Consider the following 20,431-nt stretch of genomic DNA (forward strand, 5'->3'; position numbering starts at 1 on the left):
TGTGTAATGATTGTTCCCGCTTATTCCTCGTCGAAGTCCAATCCTTCTGTCTTGTCCTTCTTGTAGTAGTCGGAAAGCATGCCGAGAAATGTTGTTATCTCATCTATGGCATGTTTGGTGTCGGGACTGATGTCCTTGTGCTGAAGCCGAAGCATCATTACACCATAGAGGGCGTTGAGGCAGGTTTCTATCTCGGTTAAGTCCTTGTCACCGCGGTTGCGCAGCTCGACGATGAACGGCAGCACCTTGTAGTACTCTGTATTATAGAAAGGAAATTTGGAAGACTGTAGCAGCTGCGCATGCAGTTCGGTAAGGTCCTGAACAACAATCTTGTTTATCTGGAGGTGTCCATGCTCGCGGCATCCCTCTTGGTTCATCATCCTTACCAAGTTGCCCCACCAGTCCAGCTCCTCCTCCTTTTGCTCGTCGTCAAGCTCGAATGAGTCTATGTATTCCTTTCTGATGCGCGACAGCGAGCAGCCGTAGGCTCTGATTATGTCCTCTACCTGCCACATGTAGAGCAGGTATTCGGCTATGGAATTTTTGCGTAATTCTTGTGCTATGAACATGTCTTGCGATGAATAATGTTATGTTGTGAGGTGGTGCGTCGCACGGCGGCAATAGCTTTGTTGCCGTCGTTGTAGCACGCTAATAGAAAGTATAGAGATTGAAGATGGTTCCTATGAGCATAAGCAGCGAGAAGAATATTACAAAGCTGCCAATCACCTTATTGATAATAAGGATGCCGTTCTCGTCGAACTTTCCTCTAACCTTGTCGATAAGCCATGTCAGTCCATACCACCACAACAACGCACCTCCCACAATGCAGGCGTAGCCAAGGGACATCTCGAAATGATGGTCGGGAATGACAAAGGCAAACTGTGCAAAGGAGGCCATAAAGATGAAGATGATTAGCGGATTGGAGAATGTCACCAGAAAGGCCGTCAGGCCGTTGTGCCAGAACGTGCCTTTGTTGTTGCCGCTGTGGTGCATCTTCTTGGTGGGATTGTTGCGGAAGCAGTATATGCCAAAGACGAGAAGCATCATGCTGCCGAAAATCTGCAGCCAAAACTTATTGGTAGGATTGGTGATGAGATCCATGATGAAGCTCATTCCGTAGCCTGTTATCAGCGCATAGATGATGTCGCTTACAGCTGCACCAATACCTGTTACAAACCCATACCAACGTCCTTTCTTGAGGGTGCGCTGTACACAGAGCACTCCCACAGGACCCATAGGAGCCGAAGCAAGTATGCCGATGATGGTTCCCTTGAGCATTACGCCTAATATGTCTATATGAAATGGAAATGGCATATCGTATGCAAAATTAATAATAAAAGTTGAAAATACGCCATTGGAGGGAGAAAAATACATGATAGGATGACTTTTTTGCCCAAATCCTTTGGCTTTCGGGCTATTTTTACTATCTTTGCTTTCATAACACCTATGACTGTAAACTTAAATATAAACAAATAATTTGCAATGGAAACACAATCAGTTTTGAAGCCGTATGTTATCGGCTTGGACCTCGGCGGCACCAATTCTGTCTTCGGTATCGTTGACAGCAGGGGAGAGATTAAGGCTACTACTGCCATTAAGACGCAGGGATATGATAAAGTAGAGGACTATGTGGACGCTGCAGTCGATGCGCTGCAGATAATAATCGACCAGGTGGGCGGCGTAGAAAAGATAAAGGCTATGGGTATTGGCGCACCGAATGGCAACTACTATAATGGTACCATAGAGTTTGCCCCAAACCTGAAGTGGGCGCATAATGGTATAGTGCCTTTGGCCAAGCTGTTCTCCGACAAGTTAGGTGTGCCCGTAGCGCTGACCAACGATGCCAATGCCGCAGCTATCGGCGAGATGACCTATGGAGTGGCCAGAGGCATGAAGAATTTCATTATGCTGACACTTGGTACGGGCGTAGGCTCGGGTATTGTCATCAACGGACAGGTGGTATATGGCAGCGATGGATTTGCTGGCGAGCTGGGACATGTCATCATGCGCAGAGAAAACGGACGTTCTTGCGGATGCGGACGTACGGGATGTCTTGAGGCATACTGCTCGGCTACGGGCGTGGCACGCACGGCAAGGGAATTCCTGCAGACAAGCGATGAGCCAAGCATCTTGCGGAATATTAATCCAGAAGACATCACCTCGCTCGATGTGGCTATTGCCGCAGGCAAGGGCGACGATCTGGCCAAGAGGGTTTATGACTTTACGGGCGAGATGCTCGGTGAGGCGTGTGCTGATTTCGCTGCCTTCAGCAGTCCCGAGGCATTCATCTTCTTCGGAGGAATGGCCAAGGCGGGCGATCTCATTATGAACCCGATAAAGAAAAGCTACGATGAGCATGTGCTGAAGATATTCAAGGGCAAGGCACAGTTCCTCTTCAGCGGTCTTGACGGAAGCAGTGCCGCCGTACTTGGTGCATCTGCCGTAGGCTGGGATATCTGATGATAATCACTAATAACGTTATGGAGCACCATCTGACAATACAAATGGTGCTCCATATATTTTTTTAACAAGCCTTTCTGGATACGTAACTATTCGGAAAATACCGTAGGCAGTACGCGCAAAAAGCACATAGCCCAGGGTAGAACGTAGCGGCACTCTGGGTGTAAGGTTATATCTGGATACAAATCCATACACCCCGTATGCAACTTTAAATAATACAATAAAGTTCTTCCATCTACAATAAAGCCTTCCAATCCTCTTATTCCGCTGACAAATCAGCAACCATTTTCCTGTACATGGCATACATTCGCGTGCGTGATATGAATCCTGTGAGCTTATTGTTGATGTCGACAATAGGGAGGTACTCGGCATTACATTTTTCAAACTTCTTCATGACCTCCTCCATAGGCTCGTTGGTATAGAGCACTGCTGGCAGGGACACCATGAGTTGGCTAACCGTGAACTTGGTATACAGCTCGGTACGGAACACGATGTGTCTAATCTTTGTAATGTCCACAGAGCCAAGAAGGCGCCCTCCATTGTCAAGTACAGGAATGAACACGGTCTGGCTGCGGCTCAGGACATTTACGAGCTTGCCCAACGGCATGTCTGGAGCTACGCTGAGGTAGTCTTTCTCTATGATGCTGTCCATGCTCATCAGTGTCAGCGCAGCCTTGTCGGTATGGTGAGTGATGAGCTTGCCCTGCCTTGCCAGTCGCATGGCGTAGATGCTGTGAGGCTCGAAGATACTCATCACCATCACGGACACCGTGGAGACTATAATCAGCGGCACAAACAGGGCATAGCCACCTGTAATTTCTGCTATAAGAAATATGCCTGTGAGCGGGGCGTGCATAACTCCTGCCATGACTCCTGCCATACCAAGAAGGGTGAAGTTCTTTTCCGGAACATATACTCCAATCTGCTGCATGTTCCATATTCTTGCAAAGAGAAAGCCGCCAAATCCACCTATAAACAATGAGGGTGCGAAGGTTCCGCCGCATCCGCCGGCACCATTGGTACATGATGTCGCAAACACCTTGGTGAGCAGCACAAGAGCAATGTAGACAACAAGCAGGTTGCTGTGACCATAGAACAGTGAGTTGTTGAGCAGCTTGTCCCAGTCGGCCTCGGTACGTCCGTTTAGCAGGATGTTGATGGCAGAGTAGCCCTCGCCATAGAGAGCAGGGAAGAGGAATATGAGCGAGCTTAGCATGATACCTCCCACAGCGAGCTTGCCGTAGGGATGATTCTTCATCTTGGCGAATATGCCCTCGCAGAATGTCATGGTACGAATGAAATATAGGCTTATGAAGGCGCAGAAAAGGCCAAGCAGCACGCAGGCTGGCACGCGCTCTACCTGCCACGCACCGTCCATGTGGAAACTGAACAGTGAGTTGCCTCCCATAAGCAGCCAGGTGAAGACATTGGCTGTGATGGTAGAGACAAGAATGGGTAGCAGGGAAGCCATCGTAAGGTCAACCATAAGCACCTCAAGAGTGAAGACAAGACCTGCTATAGGAGCCTTGAAGATACCGGAGATGGCGGCGGCGGCACCGCATCCTACAAGCAGCATGAGAGTCTTGTTGTCCATCTTGAACAGTTGTCCGAGGTTGGAGCCTATGGCTGAGCCAGTAAGCACTATAGGAGCCTCGGCACCTACAGAACCGCCGAAGCCGATGGTGATGGCAGATGCTATAACCGACGACCAGCAGTTGTGAGGCTTCAGTCTCGATCGCTTGCGCGAGATGGCATAGAGTATGCGGGTGATACCGTGAGAGATGTTGTCCCGGACAATATGCCTAACAAAAAGCGATGTAAGATAGATACCGATGACGGGAAATACAAGGTAGAGCCAGTTGAAGGAGGTCACCTCGAAGCCTTCTGTCAGAATGGCCTGTATCTGGTGGATGAGCGTATGAAGGATATAGGCAGCCATGGAGGCGAGGATGCCTATCATGAATGCCAGTATAACCGTCATCTGCTTGTCGGTCAGATGGGTTTCCTTCCATGCCATTATTTTAGCAAACAAAGCGTTGTCTTTTATGGATTGTTATTAATAATATTATATGTGTAGTTGCTCTTGCCTATTTCCTTATTATTGTCACCTCGCCATTTGCTGTCAGCTTGATAATGCTCGACGGGGTATGCGGCTTGTGTTCCTGCCGTCTTGTCCAGCAGACGTAGTCTACGGCATTGATAATCTCCTCGCTGATGTCGCAGAAGTTCTGTGCCGCAGGCTTACCGCTGATATTGGCGCTCGTGCTCACAATGGCTTTCTGATATCTGTAGCAGAGTTCCTTGGAGAATGGCTCCTTAGTTATACGCATGGCTATGGAACCATCGTCGGCAATGAGATTTGGTGCCAGGTTGACAGCGTTGTCGAGGACTATCGTTGTTGGTTTTACTGAGAGCTCGAATATATCCCAGGCTACATTTGGTATGTCACGGACATAGCGTTGAAGCCTTGACTCTGAGTCGACAAGGCAGATGAGAGCCTTTGAGTCGTCGCGATGCTTGATGTTGTAGACCTTTGCCACAGCCTCGGCGTTTGTGGCGTCGCATCCTATTCCCCATACCGTGTCAGTAGGGTAGAGGATTATACCTCCACGCCGCATGGTCTCAACGGCGTTTCTGATGTCATCTTCTGTTTTCACAATCTTTTTTTTCTGAATATCGCAAATCGCTATAGCGACTGCTGTTGCTTTAAAACACCTGTATCTTGTACCCAACGGTGAGCTGCACCATGTTAAGAACCGAGTTTGGCAATATTTGCTTTGCCTTGTCGCTGTCGGGGAGCTTGTTGAGCTGGTAGTTCCATCTGGCATCAAGCATCACCTTCCCCAGTTCCAAGCTGAATCCTACTGGTACTGTGAGCAGTGAGCCGTGCAGCTCGTCCTCAATATCTACGATTTGAGATCTGTACTCGCTCTTGGCATTGAAGAGTTTTCCACCTGTTACACCAGTATAGAAGCTTAGCCAGTGTGTGGGGTAATAGTGTAGGAGATATGAGGCGTTGATGTAGTCGAGACGATAGTCGTAAGGTCCGGCGTTCTCTGTTGTAACCCATGTTATGTAGGCATTCTTTGTTCCTGCATGAAGATATGCCAGCTCGACGTCGAATGCCAGTTTGGGGGTGAAGTATACTTGCATGGCTACACCACCAGTAAGACCTATTTTGAACTCTCCACCAGAGTGTCGCATGAATGAGCCTGCAGCACCCGCCTTTGGTATGACGAAGATGTCCCAAGGGACGCGCTCGTACTTGTCTGCAGCAGAGACTGTTGCCGTGGCTGTCATGGCAAGCAAAAGTATTAGTATGTATTTCTTCATGACAAAAAAACTAATTTTATGCAAAGGTAGTGCAAATAGTGGACAAAACAAAATTTAACGGCGTTTTTTTTGTTGTATCGCATCATACCTGTAATAGGTGCGCTATCTGTTTTTTTGTTTTGGGTGAGTGAAAATTTTTGGAATGGCTTTGTGGTATCGCCGTTTTTGATTAACTTTGCGCTTATATGGAGAAGAAAGATTTAAGAATTGTCTTCATGGGAACACCTGAGTTTGCCGTGGGGACATTGAGAAAACTTGTTGAAGGAGGATATAATGTCGTGGCCGTCGTTACGCAGCCCGATAAGCCCGTAGGCCGTCATCAGGACACGTTGCAGCCGTCGGAAGTGAAGAAATTTGCGCAGGAACACGGACTGCCAGTATTGCAGCCGGTAAAGATGAAAGACCCGGAGTTTGTTGAACTGCTGAGAAGCTACAATGCCGACCTGCAGGTGGTTGTTGCGTTCCGTATGCTACCGGAAGTGGTATGGGCTATGCCGAGGTTTGGAACATTCAATGTTCATGCTGCGCTTTTGCCAAAATATAGGGGAGCGGCACCTATTAACTGGGCTGTAATTAATGGCGAGACAGAGACTGGGGTCACTACGTTCTTCCTCGACCATGACATTGATACAGGTAGGGTTATCGCACAGAAGGCGTTCCCTATTCCCGATGATGCAGATGTGGAATATGTTTACGACGGGCTGATGGAGCTTGGCGCAGACTTAGCCGTCGAGACAATAGATATGGTTCTCTGTACCGAGGGTAATGTGAAGACCATCGAACAGAGTGATATGACTGATTGTGACAGCCTGCCCGTTGCGCCAAAGATTTTCAAGGAAACGTGCGAGATATGCTGGGAGAAGAATGCTAAGTCTGTTTATGACTTTGTAAGGGGACTAAGCCCTTACCCTGGTGCATGGGGAAAGGTAAGGCTCAATAACAATCAACTGACGCTGAAGATATTCAAGACAGCCAAGACTGAGCGCACGGCTAACGGTGAGCCCGGTGTCGTATATATTGAGAAAGGTAGGATGTTTGTCAATACTGGTGACTGTCTGCTTGAGGTACTGACCTTGCAGCAGTCGGGAAAGAAACGTATGGCAGCCCGTGATTTTGTCAACGGACTCCGCCTTTAACCCAACTCAGACAGTGACTGTAGGGGCTGCATGAATTATGAAATACGAGTTTGGTGCTGTAAAATAATAATTGCTGATAATTGTTGTTCTAAACACATGATGTATTGTTGTTTGTCCGCAAGCGGATGATTTAGCGGAACAGCAATTATCAGCAATTAAACAGCAATTATCAGCAATCATCAATCATTAATCAATAATCATTAATCAATCATCAAAATTGCCACCAGTGTTTCTTTTTTGGAACATCTTCCTCATGAATATGCCCGAATGACTCCTTGATGACCAGTTCGTAGGGTTTATGGTATTTTATCATCTGGTAGATAGTTCCCCAGTCAGGAAGTCCTCCCACCTGTCTGTCGTCAATGAACATGTCGGCCTTGATTTTCCTTGAGAAGTGGTAGTTTTTGGTCATATCTTCCTCAGGATAGTCTTTGTTGATGGCCCAGAATTCCACCCCTCTCTCCCTGCACCATGCCACGGCATCATCAAGCAATTTGTCCTCGCGGCAACTCCATAATATAAGCTGGTGCTTGTCTTTGATCAACATTTTAAGAGTATCGGTGGCGAACGGACGTTCGTCACCGATGTCAGGATATCTGTTCTCTACAATTGTTCCGTCGAAATCAACTGCAATAATCATAACTTTGTGTTAGGGTTTATGTAAAGGTGTTATACCTTTATTGATGTGTCGTTCTTGTCTCCGTAATGACTGTTGACATAACTGCCGTAAGAGCCGTATGCGCCATATGAGCCATAGCGTCCGTACGAACCATATGCCCCATAGCGCTGAGACTTGCTGTTGTAGCGTCCGTAGCGTCCGTACTTGCCGTAGCGACCATAGCCATAATAGTATCCGTACTTCTTCTTCGACATGTCGATGCCATTCAGTACAACACACATGGTGGGGAGTTTCTTCTCTGCTGCGAGGCTGTTGATAAGCTCGAAGCTCTCCTTCGGAGTGTAGTCTGCGCGGCACATGTAGACTGTAACGTCAGCCACGCGGCTTATCTGAAGCGTATCGGTAACAAGGCCTACAGGAGCTGTATCGATGAGTATGTAGTCGTACATCTCGCGTAGGTTGCCCATGATGTCGTCAAGTGAAGTACGGGCAACAAGCTCTGCGGGGTTTGGAGGTATCGGACCTGCCATAAGAAGATCAAGGTTGTTGTTGATGCCCGAGGGTACTATCTGTCCAAGGATGTCATCCTTGTTAGGGGAGTTCTTGACGATGAGGTTTGTAATTCCGTGCTTCTTGTCGTCAATTTCGAAAAGCTGTGCGAGACGCGGCTTACGGATGTCAAGACCAACGAGCACTACCTTCTTGCCAAGAAGGGCGAAGCTCACTGCAAGGTTGGCAGCCGTGAACGTCTTACCCTCACCCGTTGTTGTCGAGGTGAACATGATGGTTTTCTGGTTCTCCTTGAGCATGAACTGTATGTTGGTACGCATGGAACGGAATATCTCCTCCATCTGTGTGTTCTTGTTCTCGTGTACTACGATGTCGGCCTTTGTCTTGGCAGTCTCGCTGGCTACTGCCACATCGGCAATGATTGGCAGAGTGGTAAGGCTTGCCACGTCGTCGTGTCCCTCAATCTTGTAGCGGAACAGCTGTACGATGTAGAGGATTATGGCAGGGATAGCCAGTCCGGCGATAAGTCCTATAAGCATTATAAGCGAGCTCTTGGGGCTAACCTTTCCGCCTGCAGCAGGGTCATCGATGAGTTTTCCCTTGTCGGCAGTGGCGGCAAGCGATATGGAGTTTTCCTCACGCTTCTGGAGAAGCATCAGGTAAAGGCCCGACTTCACTTCCTGCTGGCGGCCAATCTGTGTAAGCATTCTTTCCTGCTCAGGTGTAGATTGTATCTGTCCCTGATACTTGTTGAACTGTGAGGAAATAGCGTTGCGCTGTATCTCAACGTTGCGGCGTGCCTGGCTCATAGCCCTGCGGATACTGTTCGACAAGTCTTCGAGCTGTGAGGTGAGAGGTGTCACAGTTGGTGAGTTCTCGCTTGCGCTACGCAGCAGCCTGTTACGCTGTAGTACAATCTCGTTGTACTTATTAATTAGTGATGTTGCCGACGCATCGGTAAGACCAACGTTCGATGGCAGGGTCTGATACCTATTGTCTGGCTGGTTCATATAGTCGTTGATGCTGTTGAGCAACTCCACCTGAGTACTGATTTCGGCAAGTTTCTGTGAGTACTGGTCGGCATTGCCTACAGCCTGTCCGGCATTCATCTTCAGCTCCACCATGTTGTGTGACTTCTTGTAGTTCTCAAGCTGCCCCTCGGTGTTGCCTAGCTCGGCGTTGATTTTCTCAAGACGTCCGTTGATGAACTCTTCGGTACGTACTGCTATCTCGTTCTTGTCCTCGTTGGCCTGCCTGTTGTAGCAGATGGCGAGCTGCTTGAGGTAGTCTACGGCTCTCTGTGGGCTTTCGTCGCTGATGACAAGCTGAGCAATGGTTGTTGTCTTGCTGGTCTGGCTAACAGACAGTGAGCCTACGTACTTATATGCCTCGCTCTTTGGAGAGTTGATGACAACTTTTATCTGCTGTCCTTCCTGCATCTGGTAGCCAGGATTTGCAGAGAAGCTCAGAATGCCTGCTCGTGTGCCGATTGTTGCGGGCAGCTGCGAGAACGTCTTGTCTATAGCAAATGGGCCGTCAGCCTCGTTGTCGCTTATAGGAACATAGTATGTACCCGTGATATGGTACTTGTTGCCTTCCTTGACAATGTCCAGATTTATGCCGGCGTTTAGTTTCTCCAGGTGTGCCGGATCCACGTCTACGCTTATGGGCTGTGTCTTGTAGAGCAGGTTGTATTTTATTTTGCCCTTGATATAGTAGTTCACGTATAGTTTGAGGTCGCGTACAGCCTGCTCTGCAATAGAGTGCGAGCTAAGTATCTCCATCTCGTTGTCGATACCGTTAGAGTTGGTAATCATACCGAGAGTGGAAGTGTTGAGCATGTTGTTGCGGCTGCTGTTGCCCTCGTTATCTTTGATCAGCAGCTTGGCGTATGCCTGGTAGATAGGGGTGGTGTAGCGTAGGTATATGGCTGCTACTCCAAGACAGATGATGAGAGAGAGAGCAAACCATTTCCAGTTGAGGATAATGGTAGTGTAGATGGCGGCAAAATCGAAAGCGGACTGCTCCTCTTTCTCAAATGGCACATTTGCGTTCTCCATTTCAAGATTCTTTTTTTCTTCCATTGTGTAATTTTATGTGTTTCTTTGTATTAATACCTTTATTATCTTTGCGCTTGTTCCTCTTTAGTGCTTATTTTGGAAGGGTTTTGTCGGCAAGTTTCAGCAGGTATTTGCCGTACTCATTCTTTGCCATGGGCTGGGCAACGACTCTGAGCTGTTCTGTTGTTATCCATCCTTTCTTATAAGCAATTTCTTCCAGACATGCCACTTTCAGTCCCTGTCTCTTTTCTATAACCTCTATGAAGGTGCTTGCCTCGCTGAGGCTGTCATGGGTACCAGTGTCAAGCCATGCGAACCCTCTCTGCAATGTTCTAACCATGAGGCTGTTCCTGGAGAGGTATTCCTGATTGACAGTGGTTATCTCCAACTCTCCGCGTGCGCTTGGCTTGATGTGCTTTGCTATCTCTACCACGCTGTTTGGGTAAAAATACAGTCCCACAACGGCATAGTTGCTCTTCGGGTTGGCAGGTTTTTCTTCTATGCTCAGGCAGTTGCCCTGTTCGTCGAATTCTGCAACTCCGTATCTCTCGGGGTCGTTTACGTAATATCCGAACACACTTGCCTTGCCGTTTGTGGCTGCGGTTACGCTCTCCTTGAGCAATGCGCTGAAGCCTGCTCCGTAAAAGATGTTGTCGCCAAGAACGAGGCATACGTCATCGCTGCCGATGAATTCCTCGCCTATGATGAATGCCTGTGCCAGTCCGTCGGGACTTGGTTGCTCCGCGTAGCTGATGTTGATGCCAAGGTCGTGGCCGTCGCCAAGGAGCCGTCTGAAACCAGGAAGGTCGTAAGGTGTTGATATTACGAGTATGTCACGGATACCTGCAAGCATCAGCACCGACAAGGGATAATATATCATCGGCTTGTCGAAAATAGGAATGAGCTGTTTGCTTATGCCTTTGGTAATGGGGTATAGGCGTGTACCCGAGCCGCCTGCTAATACAATTCCTTTCACTTTGTCGTATTGCTTTAGAGTATGTTGTTAATACTTATTGAACTAGATGAACTAGAGTTCTGGTATACTGTCGTTTTGTTTGAGACGTATATTTTGTTGCAAAACATCGGGTAACGAGATGTTCCCGCTAATTTGTGGCAAATTTAATAATTATATTTGAGATACGAAAACTTGTGGCACTTTTTTTCAAATTTACTGTTGAAATTATGCTGCAAGTCAATTGTGATGCTCTAAAGATGCTGTAAGGCGTAACGAAAGATGGGCTAATTGGCAAAAAAGACAGAGGTAGTCGCAAATAAATTTTGCAGTTTGAATATTTTCTATTAATTTTGCATTTGATAATAGAAAACATGTAATAGATAAATTCTGAAAAAACATTATGAGCTTCATAAAAAAACTATTTGGAAAGAAGGAGGCAGAGAACGGGGCTGGAGGCATGCAGGACTATATGACCCTCATACGTGTCTATTTCCAGGCTTCGCTGGCTTCTAATGTTGGTATAACCAACCTTGCAATGGTGCCGGACCTGAGGGTGTTCAAGTCTACGTTCCATGTGCCGACGGTAAACAATAAACTGGGAGTCGGAGAGAAGAAACATTGCATGAAAATGATGAACGAAATCTATGGTACCGACGAGTCTTTCTTCAAGGAAATCGACCAAAGCATACGCAAGAACTGCCGCAAGTTGCAGGATGTGCAGGTATATCTTGTTCAATTCCAGAATTTCTCCCAGGATATTATGATGCTTACGGGCAATCTGATGAAGTTCAAATTGAGGTTGCCGTCGTTTTTCAAAAAGGCTATCAGGACGATGACGGAAAAAACCGTGCACGACATCTTTACCAAGAACGATTACACCGATGCTGGCGTGCTAAAGACCATCGTTGCCATACGTCAGTATAATAAGCGTCTCGGTTTCAGCGAGAAGTGGATTACAGACTATGTATATCAGCTCGTGATGCTTGCCAAGAAAGAGCCAAGACAGACTGAGGAGTAGGAAAAAATGTCCGAGACGGCAAAAACTCTCGGTCTGCCTAAAAAATATATGCTTATATCTTGCCTTTTTAAAAATAAATTGGTAAATTTGTAGCCAAATAATAATTCTATGGATGCTAATGAGAAAACTTTAAACGCTTTCACCACCAGAGTAAGGCAGATGATTCTTCAGTACAATGAGACGAAGAATGAGAATGCGGAGCTTTACGCAATGGTTGACGAGCGCGACTCCAGGATAAAGGAATTGGAGGCCAAGTTGGAACAGGCACGTAGAGATTATGAGATGCTGAAGATGGCCAAGATGCTTGAGATTACAGACGGCGACATGGAGTCTGTACAGAAGCGGGTGTCGAGGCTCATCAGGGACGTCAACAAATGTATCACGCTCTTGAGCGAAAGTTGATAACGTACTATGGCTGAGGAAAACAAAGAGAAATTAAACATAAGATTGTTTGTCTACGATATGGAAATTCCTCTGCGGTGCAACCGCGACGAGGAGGAACAGTATCGGAAGGCTGGCAAGCTTATAACCGAAACAATGAACACTTATTACTCGTATTTCAAGGGGAAAAAGAGTGATAAGGAGATTTTGTATGCCGTACTCATTGATATAGCGTTAAGATATGAGAAAGAGGCTATGCATAACGACCTTGGACCGGTGGTTGGTATTCTCTCAAAGTTGACTTCGGAGATTGAGGACGCCCTGAAGAAGTAGGAGAATATACACACATATAAATTAATTAAAGAGTTATCCATGACAACAGTTATTATCTCGGCCGTCATAGGAATCCTAATAGGAGGAATTGTCGGCTACGTACTTTTCCGATATGTCATTACCGGAAAATATAAACAGATGATAGAGGCCGCTAATAATGAGGCAGAGGTCATCAAAGAGAAAAAACTCCTTGAAGTAAAGGAGAAGTTCCTGAACAAGAAAAGTGAGCTCGAAAAAGAGGTTCAGCAGAGAAATCAGAAAATCCAGCAGAGCGAGAACAGGCTCAAGCAGCGTGAGATTTCGCTCAATCAAAGGCTGGAGGAACTGGGAAGACGCAAGCAGGAGGTTGAGCAGAACCAACAGCGTATAGAGAACGAGAAGAAGCTCATCGCCATCAAGCAGGAGGAACTTGAGAAGATGCAGAACCAGGAGAGGGAAAAACTTGAGGAACTCTCTGGACTTAGTGCTGAGGAGGCAAAGAACCGACTCGTGGAGAGCCTTAAGGATGAGGCCCGTACTGATGCGGCAAGCTACATCAACGAGATTATGGACGAGGCAAAGCTAAATGCCAATGCACAGGCTAAGAAGATTGTCATTCAGACCATACAGCGTGTCGCCACTGAGACGGCAATCGAGAACTCTGTAAGCGTATTCCATATCGACAATGACGAAGTAAAGGGACGTATCATCGGACGCGAGGGACGTAACATCCGTGCCATTGAGGCTGCTACTGGAGTTGAGATTGTCGTTGACGATACTCCTGAGGCTATTGTCATATCAGCCTTCGACCCAATCCGCCGTGAGGTCTGCCGTTTGGCCCTGCATCAGCTTGTTGCCGACGGACGTATTCATCCGGCACGCATCGAGGAGGTCGTTGCCAAGGTGAAGAAACAGCTTGAGAACGAGATTATAGAGACTGGTAAACGTACAGCCATAGACCTTGGAATCCATGGCCTGCATCCTGAGCTTATCCGTATAGTCGGCAAGATGAAGTACAGAAGCTCCTATGGTCAGAATCTGCTGCAGCATGCACGCGAGACGGCAAACCTGTGTGCAGTCATGGCTGCTGAGCTGGGACTCAATCCAAAGAAGGCCAAGAGAGCCGGACTGCTTCACGACATCGGCAAGGTGCCTGACGAGGAGAGCGAGTTGCCGCACGCACTCTATGGAGCAAAGATTGCTGAGAAATACAAGGAGAAGCCAGATATCTGCAACGCCATCGGTGCCCATCACGACGAGATGGAGATGAATACTCTTCTCGCACCTATCGTTCAGGTCTGCGACGCCATCTCTGGAGCACGTCCTGGCGCACGCCGTGAGATTGTCGAGGCATATATCAAGCGTCTCAACGACCTTGAGGCTATAGCCATGAGCTATCCTGGTGTTACCAAGACCTATGCCATTCAGGCTGGACGTGAGCTTAGGGTTATTGTCGGAGCCGACAAGATGAGCGATGAGGAGACCGAGAAGCTGAGTGGCGAGATAGCTACAAAGATACAGAACGAGATGACATATCCCGGACAGGTGAAGATTACAGTCATCAGGGAGACACGTTCTGTTGCTTACGCCAAGTAATTACCATCTGCAATAGCTCAACTGCGTAATTCTGGTTTCAGCAAGAATAAGAATTTCCAACTACAATACTCGCCCTGCAAGGGTAAAGCGTAAATAATAGCCAATTATGCTTTAGCTCTTGCAGGGCGAGTTATTTGTCAGACAAATGTCAGTTTTGTAATTGCCGAAATGGAATAAAGTCCTTAACGTTGCCGAACAGACGTATGCTGTATGGCGGCATCAGACATTTCGAGTGATTACTATTTTTGCAGTGTGGTCTGTGTATACTACCTTCATTGCCGATATCCCGTTGACAGCGAGACTGCTCTATAACGCATCATCCACGCCATCAGCTCCTGCCAGCCATATAAGGACGCTGGCATGCTAAGAATACGAAAAGAGGGAGCATAGCCCCCTCTTTTCCTGTACTTGATACCTATTGCAGGCTTACTTTCTTTTCCTTGCTGGTGCCTTCTTGTTCTTGGCAGCATGAATTGCGAATTTCTTGAAGTCCTGTTTTTCCAGCTCGTATACCCTTTGTACCTGACGGGCAGAGAGGAACTTTCTGTATTCGCCGTAGTATTTCTCTCTAAGGTCGAGCAGTTTGCGGCTTTGTTTGAATCTGTCCTTCTGTATAGTTTCAATCTCCGCATCCGTCATCTCGCTTCTCTTCTTGCCTTTGTTTTCCTTCATGGCCTTGTTGGCTGCATAAAGCTCTTTTTGGCATGCGCAGAATGTGGTAGTGAACTTCTGGGCAGTGGCATCGTCAAGAGCCAGAGCCTGTGCTATGCGCTTGGCGCGCAGCTCAGTCAGCTGTTCAACGCTCATCCTGCTTCCGTCTTTCTTTTGCTTGTTCTGGGCGTTAGCTCCCATGCTCATACATACCATGAACATGGCAAGGGCCATAATTCTGATAATCCTTTTCATCTTCTTTGTCGTTTTATAAGTTAAACAATATGTCTTGCTCGTATGATTCGAGCACTATTTCCTGATCGGTCTCGCTAAGCTGGCTGTATGCCTCGTCCACTGTCAAGAATGTTCTACTGCCCATGTCTCCTGCCGATTGTCCGAGCATCACCACGCACAACACGGCACACGCAGCAGCATACATCAGTTTTGTTATAAGAGTCCTTCGAATACTCTTTCCTGCCTGGTCGAAGTCTGTTGCAAGCCGGCTGAATACCGTGGACTGCATGTCCTCGAAGAACCCCTCCGATACCATAAATGGCATTTCACATCTTTTCTTTTGCATATATTTACTCCTTCTCCGTTATAATATTGGTAATCTTACTCTTGGCAATGCTATAGTTCACTCTTGCCGTCACTTCGGTTGTACCCATGATAGAGGCTATCTCCTTGAAAGGCAGCTCGTCGTAGTATCTGAGGCTGAATGCCACCTGCTGCTTCTCGGGTAGGGACGATATAATCCTCTGCATGGCCACGGCGTCTGCCTTCGTATAGTCTGTGTACTCGTCGGCGTGAAGACTGAAGTAGTCCGTTCCCTCCAGGTCTGTCTCCATCTGCCTGGCCTTGTTGCGCGCAATGTGGTCCAATGCCTCATTGGTGGCTATTCGGTATATCCATCCGCCAAGCGAGCCGTTGCCACGGTACGAGCTGAACGACCTGAACACTTTTACGAATGTGTCCTGCGTGACGTCCCGTGCCTCCTCATGCCCGACAACAAGCCGCCGGATATGCCAGTATACTTTCTCCTGGTATTTGTCCATGAGGCTTTTGAAGCCGCGCTGTGGGTCGCGCCCCATTAGAGTTGTTATATATGTGTCGTCGATCTCTTTCATTGCTGGTTCTTTTTCATCGGCACACTCGTGAAGCGTTTCAAAGCCTGCGATTATTGCCGTTTCCTATAATATATGACGCAAAAGAGGCTAAAACGTTAAAAACTCAGATGAAATAAAATGTAGCAATGAAATGTTTATGGAGTTTTGTAGGATATGGATTTGCGGAGAGTTGCCACCTCAAATCCTTATCACCGTCTGTCGTTTGCGGGATTGAAGTCCCTGATGGTGTAGTATATGCTCTTTGGTTTGTAGTCTGTGTCGAAGGGTAGGGGACTGTTGCCTGCTCCGAGCCATGAGTCGGCATCAGAGAGGTTCCAGAACGTGACGTTCGTGACCACGTTCCTCCATTTTCGCACAATGCGGAAGATGTTGGCATATTGCCTCTCTTGCATCTCTGCTATATGCTGTGGCACGCCTCCTGCATTTCCCTGGCTAAACTGCAGTTGGCCTCCCATCTCGTTGGTTGTTCTTATGTCCAGCTCCGTCACCTGCACCTCGTCTACAATCTCAGAAAATTTACTTATGGCTGCCTCGACGTCTTCTGCCGATGGCCACCAGGCGTTGTAGTGTCCCTGCATGCCTATGCCGTCGATGGGTACTCCGTCATCCTTCATCTTCTTCACCATATTATATATATGGTCACGCTTTGACGGAACAGCAGCATTGTAGTCGTTGTAGAATAGCTTGGCATCAGGGTCAGCCTCATGAGCAAACTCGAATACTTTTCTAACAAGCTCTTCTCCACATAGCTTGAAGAGCCTTGACTGCCTGTATGGGCTTGGTTCGCCATTGTCATCAGGCAGCCTGTCCCCGTCTCCGTCGGCAATGGCCTCGTTAAGCACGTCCCAGGCGTAGACAACATCCTTGTATCTTCCTACCACGGTGTGGATATGGTTGCGCAGTCTTTGGTAGAACACCTCTTTTGTCACCTCGTTGCCCAAGGAGCCTGTAAACATCCAGTTGGAAAACTGCTCGTGCCAGCACAGGCAGTGGCCTCTCATCTTCACGCCGTTTCTCCGGCACCAGTTGGCTATGCTGTCTGCATCGTCCCATCTCCAGACGTTCTCCTTCGGGTGTATAACTCCTGGCTTCATGGCATTCTCCGCCGTAACGCTGTTGAAGTTCCTCCTCACTATGTCCATCTGCTCTGCGGACCTCACGTTGCGTGCACTTAGCGAGACACCAATACTGAAATAGTCCTTGTATGCGTCCTTGTAACCATATGTGGTGTCTGCAACAGCCGTCTCCGTCTGTTGTGCCGTGGCTGATAGAGCAGCCAGAACAAGCGATAATATGATAATAGAAGATTTCATTCTCTGAATTCCTTGAATTGCCGAATAGTATAACAATCTACCTCTCCCACACATAGTGAAGGACCTGTCGTCAGGGTCGCCCCGCAGCGTCCTTCACTACGAGTCCGGCAATGGTCATGCCGAATATTGCCGTGATATGCATCAGCGAGCCGTTGATTTGCGCCTTGCTTGAGCACCACTCATGATTGAGCAGGGCTGCGTCGCCAGGTCCGTTCTTTGCCTTCGGACACATGCACTTCTCTGTTCCGCACGATGCGTTATGCCCCTTGTTCTCCAGCAGCTCGTCGCTGTATACGCATAGGAATTTCCTTGCGGGTTTACGTTTCAGCCGCTTGAATCTCTGGCGCAGGGCACGGGCCAGAGGGCATCCCTCAACCTTCCAGAACTCTGCAACCTTTATCCTTGTTGGGTCCATCTTCAGCGCTGCTCCCATTGATGAGAAGAATACCGCCTTGGTATTGCATGCCATTTCAATAAGCAACCGCTTGTCCTTCAGCGAGTCTATGGCATCGATGATATAGTCGTAGCTGTCGAGGCAGAAGCTGTCGGCAGTCTCTTCCGAGAATATCTGCTGCCGTGCATCTATCTCTGCCATGGGGTTTATGGTAAGTAGCCTCTCCTTGAGAGCCTCCACCTTAACCTGCCCTACGGTCTTCACCGTGGCCATGAGCTGACGGTTGATGTTAGTTATGCATACCCTGTCGCTGTCGACTACCGTCAGGTGGCTGATACCTGAGCGTACAAGGCTCTCAGCGCACCAAGAGCCTACGCCTCCCACGCCGAATATTATCACCTTGATGCTGTTCAGTCTCTCCATGGCATCGCTTCCCAACAGCAGTTGGGCGCGGTTGAATATACCTCTTTCTATCCCCATCCTCTTTTCCTTGTTTTTGCCTGCAAAGTTACATATTTTTTCTCATAATGCTATTATTGCCTCAGGCTATTTCCTCAGAAACCTCTGCCTCAGGTGTTTCCTTACAGGCTCATCGTAGAGCATCATCGCCGCATAAGCCGTGAGGACGCTTACTGCCACTATGGCTGCCGAGAGGAAGAGTTTCACAGATAGCGGCGCGTCGCCATTGTTGTCTATCCACGTGAAGAACAGGTATACGAAGGGGTAGTGTACCAGATAGAGGCTGTAGGATATGCGACCCATAAAACGGCATACGCCGATGGTGGTCTTACCTTTGGGATTGGTGCCTGCGCCTATGCATACCACGATGGGAAAAATAAGCAGGGTGCAGATCAGGCTGAAGGCTCCGTCAAGGTGGGGCAGGGCATAGCCTCCGACATTCTCCGTGCATATTATCGCCACGATTATGATGGAGCATATCCAGAAGGCACCACGCGCCCTCACTACTAAGCCCAAACGGCTGAGAAGCAGACCGGCAAAGAATGAATAGCCCACGCGCGCCATACCTATATATATATGTTCCGTGTTCCATGTGAAGCCACCGTTGAGTGCCCATGGATAGTCGTGCTCCTCAAGCATCCCGAACATGTTTAGGCTCAGGGCGCAGTCGGCAAGTATCACAGCAAAGACTGCCACAAGTACGGCGAGCCACTTCTTTCCCAAACGGTAGACAAACAGACCATAGAGAAGGTTGGCGATATACTCGTAGATGAGCGACCACTGAGGAATGTTCAGGGAGAACAGCTCGTCGTTGCCTCGTATGTTGTATTCCGGTGTCTGGGGAATCATAAAGAAGCCCAGCACAACATACAACAGCAGCGTCGCAAGGCTGGTCTCTGCTATGCGTGGATAGTAGTTGCCGCTTTGCAGGTAGAAGAATGCAGCACCCAGTAGTAGGCCGAATAGCACCATGGGTTGGAGCCTGATAAGACGGCTCTTCACAAAGTCCCATCGTGTCATCTCGCCGCTAAGCATGCGATGGTCGTATGCGTAGCCAATGACATAACCGGAAAGGACGAAGAAGAAGTCAACAGCAAGGTAGCCGTGATTGAGATGCTTGTACACAGGGTCATAGGAGAAAGCCTCGCTCAAGTGGAATATTACCACCATCAGGGCTGCTACTCCACGAAGCCCGTCGAGTATCTCATAGCGTGGTTGGGTAGTGTTGGTGTTCATAGGATAGGAATGGTGCCCTGGGGGGTAAGGGGGGGTGAGTGAGATTTGCAAATTTAGGAAAAGTCCCTTATAGACACGCATGCTTTATTTATTGCACGCTATTAGTCTTCTATAGAGAGCTTTACTTGTCGCACATCCTGTTCACGGCCTCGATACCCTTGTCTGTGCAGAAACCGCGGAAGAAAAGGAATATTACGTTGGTGAAGAGGTAGTCGAACTTAACCGTTGTAAAGTCTGTATTGTATATTGCGTAACGTACACACTCGCGCATCATTTTTGCTACTATCGCGAAGTCAATCTCCTTACGGAAATAGCCCTGCTCGATGCCAAGGTTGAAGAATGCCTGCGTTAGGTTCTCGTCTACGGTGTCTTTCTCGTCAAGGTAGTTTGTTACCTTGGGGTATTTCTTCAACTCCTGATAGAACAGTGGGTTGACGTTGTCGTATGCCTCGGCATGCATGCGATATAGCTCAAAGATAATCTCCATGACATTGTTGTCTACTTGCTCGGCAAAGGCAGAGATACGGTTGTGCCTGCTCTCTTCTGCTTCCTTGAGAACTTCCAGGAGCAGGTCTTCCTTGTTGTCGTAAAGCTCGTAGAGAGTACGCTTGGAGATACTCAGCGCGTTGGCGATGTCGTCCATCTTGACTGCGCGGATGCCCTTTGCGAGGAAATGCTGCATGGCAACCTCGCGTATCTTTGTGCGTAATTCCTTTCTGTATGCGGACGAGAAGTTGGCTTTATCCATATCTTGTTTTTGCTGCAAAGATACAAAAAAAACATAAAACTCTGTCACGTTATCGTGGTTTTTTATTAACTTTGCGCTTGATAATCAATAGGTGGCTCGATGATGGCATGGTAAGAAAGGTTT

The 20,431-nt window shown here is 48.0% G+C and carries 21 protein-coding genes; 6 read left to right on the forward strand and 15 right to left on the reverse strand.

The features are described from left to right. Nucleotides 1-20: 20 nt before the first annotated feature. Together CIL02_RS06865 and CIL02_RS06870 are read right to left on the reverse strand one after the other, a co-directional pair. Nucleotides 21-569, reverse strand: a complete 549-nt coding sequence (locus tag CIL02_RS06865) for a DUF4924 family protein (protein WP_094400247.1) — start codon at nt 567-569, stop codon at nt 21-23. Between the two features lie 79 nt (nt 570-648). Further along, nucleotides 649-1,314 (reverse strand): LysE family translocator, encoded by a 666-nt coding sequence (locus CIL02_RS06870; protein WP_094400249.1) that lies wholly within the window; start codon nt 1,312-1,314, stop codon nt 649-651. 168 nt (nt 1,315-1,482) lie between these two features. On the opposite strand from CIL02_RS06870, the gene CIL02_RS06875 reads away from it, so the two are divergent. After that, on the forward strand, nt 1,483-2,460 hold the full coding sequence (locus CIL02_RS06875; protein ID WP_094400251.1) for an ROK family protein: 978 nt from the start codon (nt 1,483-1,485) through the stop codon (nt 2,458-2,460). Between the two features lie 259 nt (nt 2,461-2,719). Here the strand turns inward: CIL02_RS06875 and CIL02_RS06880 are convergent, their stop codons facing one another. The 3 genes from CIL02_RS06880 to CIL02_RS06890 form a co-directional block, all read right to left on the reverse strand. After that, complete coding sequence (locus CIL02_RS06880; protein ID WP_094400253.1) at nt 2,720-4,477, reverse strand: chloride channel protein; 1,758 nt, start codon at nt 4,475-4,477, stop codon at nt 2,720-2,722. A gap of 70 nt (nt 4,478-4,547) precedes the next feature. Next, nucleotides 4,548-5,117, reverse strand: a complete 570-nt coding sequence (locus CIL02_RS06885) for an L-threonylcarbamoyladenylate synthase (protein WP_094400255.1) — start codon at nt 5,115-5,117, stop codon at nt 4,548-4,550. 49 nt (nt 5,118-5,166) lie between these two features. After that, entirely contained in the window at nt 5,167-5,793 is a 627-nt protein-coding gene (locus CIL02_RS06890) for an outer membrane beta-barrel protein (RefSeq protein ID WP_094400257.1), read from the reverse strand. A gap of 185 nt (nt 5,794-5,978) precedes the next feature. Here CIL02_RS06890 and fmt point away from each other — a divergent pair, with 185 nt between their 5' ends. Next, nucleotides 5,979-6,929 (forward strand): methionyl-tRNA formyltransferase, encoded by a 951-nt coding sequence (fmt, locus tag CIL02_RS06895; RefSeq protein WP_094400259.1) that lies wholly within the window; start codon nt 5,979-5,981, stop codon nt 6,927-6,929. A 211-nt stretch (nt 6,930-7,140) separates the two neighbouring features. Here the strand turns inward: fmt and CIL02_RS06900 are convergent, their stop codons facing one another. The 3 genes from CIL02_RS06900 to rfbA form a co-directional block, all read right to left on the reverse strand. Beyond that, a complete protein-coding gene (locus tag CIL02_RS06900; protein ID WP_094400261.1) occupies nt 7,141-7,569 on the reverse strand; it encodes a BT0820 family HAD-type phosphatase in 429 nt (142 codons plus the stop codon). A gap of 29 nt (nt 7,570-7,598) precedes the next feature. Next, a complete protein-coding gene (locus CIL02_RS06905; RefSeq protein WP_094400263.1) occupies nt 7,599-10,142 on the reverse strand; it encodes a polysaccharide biosynthesis tyrosine autokinase in 2,544 nt (847 codons plus the stop codon). Nucleotides 10,143-10,209: 67 nt separating this feature from the next. Further along, on the reverse strand, nt 10,210-11,094 hold the full coding sequence (gene rfbA / locus CIL02_RS06910; protein WP_094400265.1) for a glucose-1-phosphate thymidylyltransferase RfbA: 885 nt from the start codon (nt 11,092-11,094) through the stop codon (nt 10,210-10,212). Nucleotides 11,095-11,473: 379 nt separating this feature from the next. On the opposite strand from rfbA, the gene CIL02_RS06915 reads away from it, so the two are divergent. From CIL02_RS06915 to rny, 4 genes are all read left to right on the forward strand, one after another. Next, nucleotides 11,474-12,091 (forward strand): hypothetical protein, encoded by a 618-nt coding sequence (locus CIL02_RS06915; protein WP_094400267.1) that lies wholly within the window; start codon nt 11,474-11,476, stop codon nt 12,089-12,091. A 108-nt stretch (nt 12,092-12,199) separates the two neighbouring features. After that, complete coding sequence (locus CIL02_RS06920; protein WP_094400269.1) at nt 12,200-12,493, forward strand: hypothetical protein; 294 nt, start codon at nt 12,200-12,202, stop codon at nt 12,491-12,493. A gap of 9 nt (nt 12,494-12,502) precedes the next feature. Further along, on the forward strand, nt 12,503-12,805 hold the full coding sequence (locus CIL02_RS06925) for a cell division protein ZapA (protein ID WP_094400271.1): 303 nt from the start codon (nt 12,503-12,505) through the stop codon (nt 12,803-12,805). A 39-nt stretch (nt 12,806-12,844) separates the two neighbouring features. Beyond that, the gene (gene rny, locus CIL02_RS06930; RefSeq protein ID WP_094400273.1) at nt 12,845-14,380 is read left to right on the forward strand and encodes a ribonuclease Y; all 1,536 of its coding nucleotides are present in this window, start codon (nt 12,845-12,847) and stop codon (nt 14,378-14,380) included. A 426-nt stretch (nt 14,381-14,806) separates the two neighbouring features. Here the strand turns inward: rny and CIL02_RS06935 are convergent, their stop codons facing one another. From CIL02_RS06935 to CIL02_RS06965, 7 genes are all read right to left on the reverse strand, one after another. Further along, the gene (locus CIL02_RS06935; RefSeq protein ID WP_141210151.1) at nt 14,807-15,286 is read right to left on the reverse strand and encodes a hypothetical protein; all 480 of its coding nucleotides are present in this window, start codon (nt 15,284-15,286) and stop codon (nt 14,807-14,809) included. Between the two features lie 13 nt (nt 15,287-15,299). Beyond that, nucleotides 15,300-15,611 (reverse strand): hypothetical protein, encoded by a 312-nt coding sequence (locus tag CIL02_RS06940; RefSeq protein ID WP_141210152.1) that lies wholly within the window; start codon nt 15,609-15,611, stop codon nt 15,300-15,302. A 4-nt stretch (nt 15,612-15,615) separates the two neighbouring features. Further along, nucleotides 15,616-16,158 (reverse strand): RNA polymerase sigma factor, encoded by a 543-nt coding sequence (locus CIL02_RS06945; RefSeq protein WP_240513563.1) that lies wholly within the window; start codon nt 16,156-16,158, stop codon nt 15,616-15,618. Between the two features lie 188 nt (nt 16,159-16,346). After that, nucleotides 16,347-17,471: an endo-1,4-beta-xylanase gene (locus tag CIL02_RS06950; protein ID WP_170935036.1), complete on the reverse strand. Its 1,125-nt coding sequence runs from the start codon at nt 17,469-17,471 to the stop codon at nt 16,347-16,349. A 70-nt stretch (nt 17,472-17,541) separates the two neighbouring features. After that, nucleotides 17,542-18,345 (reverse strand): ThiF family adenylyltransferase, encoded by an 804-nt coding sequence (locus CIL02_RS06955; protein WP_094400281.1) that lies wholly within the window; start codon nt 18,343-18,345, stop codon nt 17,542-17,544. A 66-nt stretch (nt 18,346-18,411) separates the two neighbouring features. After that, nucleotides 18,412-19,560, reverse strand: a complete 1,149-nt coding sequence (locus CIL02_RS06960; protein WP_170935037.1) for an acyltransferase — start codon at nt 19,558-19,560, stop codon at nt 18,412-18,414. A 121-nt stretch (nt 19,561-19,681) separates the two neighbouring features. Then, nucleotides 19,682-20,308: a TetR/AcrR family transcriptional regulator gene (locus tag CIL02_RS06965; RefSeq protein WP_094400285.1), complete on the reverse strand. Its 627-nt coding sequence runs from the start codon at nt 20,306-20,308 to the stop codon at nt 19,682-19,684. Nucleotides 20,309-20,431: the final 123 nt, after the last annotated feature.

It is taken from the genome of Prevotella sp. P3-122 (genome assembly GCF_002251365.1).
In the GTDB taxonomy this organism is placed as follows: Bacteria; Bacteroidota; Bacteroidia; order Bacteroidales; family Bacteroidaceae; genus Prevotella.

Excerpts from the sequence above, each read along its gene's own strand:
- CIL02_RS06865 (WP_094400247.1), bottom strand. The coding sequence starts at position 569 with ATGTTCATAGCACAAGAATTACGCAAAAATTCCATAGCCGAATACCTG.
- CIL02_RS06870 (WP_094400249.1), bottom strand. The coding sequence starts at position 1,314 with ATGCCATTTCCATTTCATATAGACATATTAGGCGTAATGCTCAAGGGA.
- CIL02_RS06875 (WP_094400251.1), top strand. The coding sequence starts at position 1,483 with ATGGAAACACAATCAGTTTTGAAGCCGTATGTTATCGGCTTGGACCTC.
- CIL02_RS06880 (WP_094400253.1), bottom strand. The coding sequence starts at position 4,477 with ATGGCATGGAAGGAAACCCATCTGACCGACAAGCAGATGACGGTTATA.
- CIL02_RS06890 (WP_094400257.1), bottom strand. The coding sequence starts at position 5,793 with ATGAAGAAATACATACTAATACTTTTGCTTGCCATGACAGCCACGGCA.
- fmt (WP_094400259.1), top strand. The coding sequence starts at position 5,979 with ATGGAGAAGAAAGATTTAAGAATTGTCTTCATGGGAACACCTGAGTTT.
- CIL02_RS06900 (WP_094400261.1), bottom strand. The coding sequence starts at position 7,569 with ATGATTATTGCAGTTGATTTCGACGGAACAATTGTAGAGAACAGATAT.
- CIL02_RS06905 (WP_094400263.1), bottom strand. The coding sequence starts at position 10,142 with ATGGAAGAAAAAAAGAATCTTGAAATGGAGAACGCAAATGTGCCATTT.
- CIL02_RS06915 (WP_094400267.1), top strand. The coding sequence starts at position 11,474 with ATGAGCTTCATAAAAAAACTATTTGGAAAGAAGGAGGCAGAGAACGGG.
- CIL02_RS06920 (WP_094400269.1), top strand. The coding sequence starts at position 12,200 with ATGGATGCTAATGAGAAAACTTTAAACGCTTTCACCACCAGAGTAAGG.
- CIL02_RS06925 (WP_094400271.1), top strand. The coding sequence starts at position 12,503 with ATGGCTGAGGAAAACAAAGAGAAATTAAACATAAGATTGTTTGTCTAC.
- rny (WP_094400273.1), top strand. The coding sequence starts at position 12,845 with ATGACAACAGTTATTATCTCGGCCGTCATAGGAATCCTAATAGGAGGA.
- CIL02_RS06935 (WP_141210151.1), bottom strand. The coding sequence starts at position 15,286 with ATGAAAAGGATTATCAGAATTATGGCCCTTGCCATGTTCATGGTATGT.
- CIL02_RS06940 (WP_141210152.1), bottom strand. The coding sequence starts at position 15,611 with ATGCAAAAGAAAAGATGTGAAATGCCATTTATGGTATCGGAGGGGTTC.
- CIL02_RS06945 (WP_240513563.1), bottom strand. The coding sequence starts at position 16,158 with ATGAAAGAGATCGACGACACATATATAACAACTCTAATGGGGCGCGAC.
- CIL02_RS06950 (WP_170935036.1), bottom strand. The coding sequence starts at position 17,471 with ATGAAATCTTCTATTATCATATTATCGCTTGTTCTGGCTGCTCTATCA.
- CIL02_RS06955 (WP_094400281.1), bottom strand. The coding sequence starts at position 18,345 with ATGGGGATAGAAAGAGGTATATTCAACCGCGCCCAACTGCTGTTGGGA.
- CIL02_RS06960 (WP_170935037.1), bottom strand. The coding sequence starts at position 19,560 with ATGAACACCAACACTACCCAACCACGCTATGAGATACTCGACGGGCTT.
- CIL02_RS06965 (WP_094400285.1), bottom strand. The coding sequence starts at position 20,308 with ATGGATAAAGCCAACTTCTCGTCCGCATACAGAAAGGAATTACGCACA.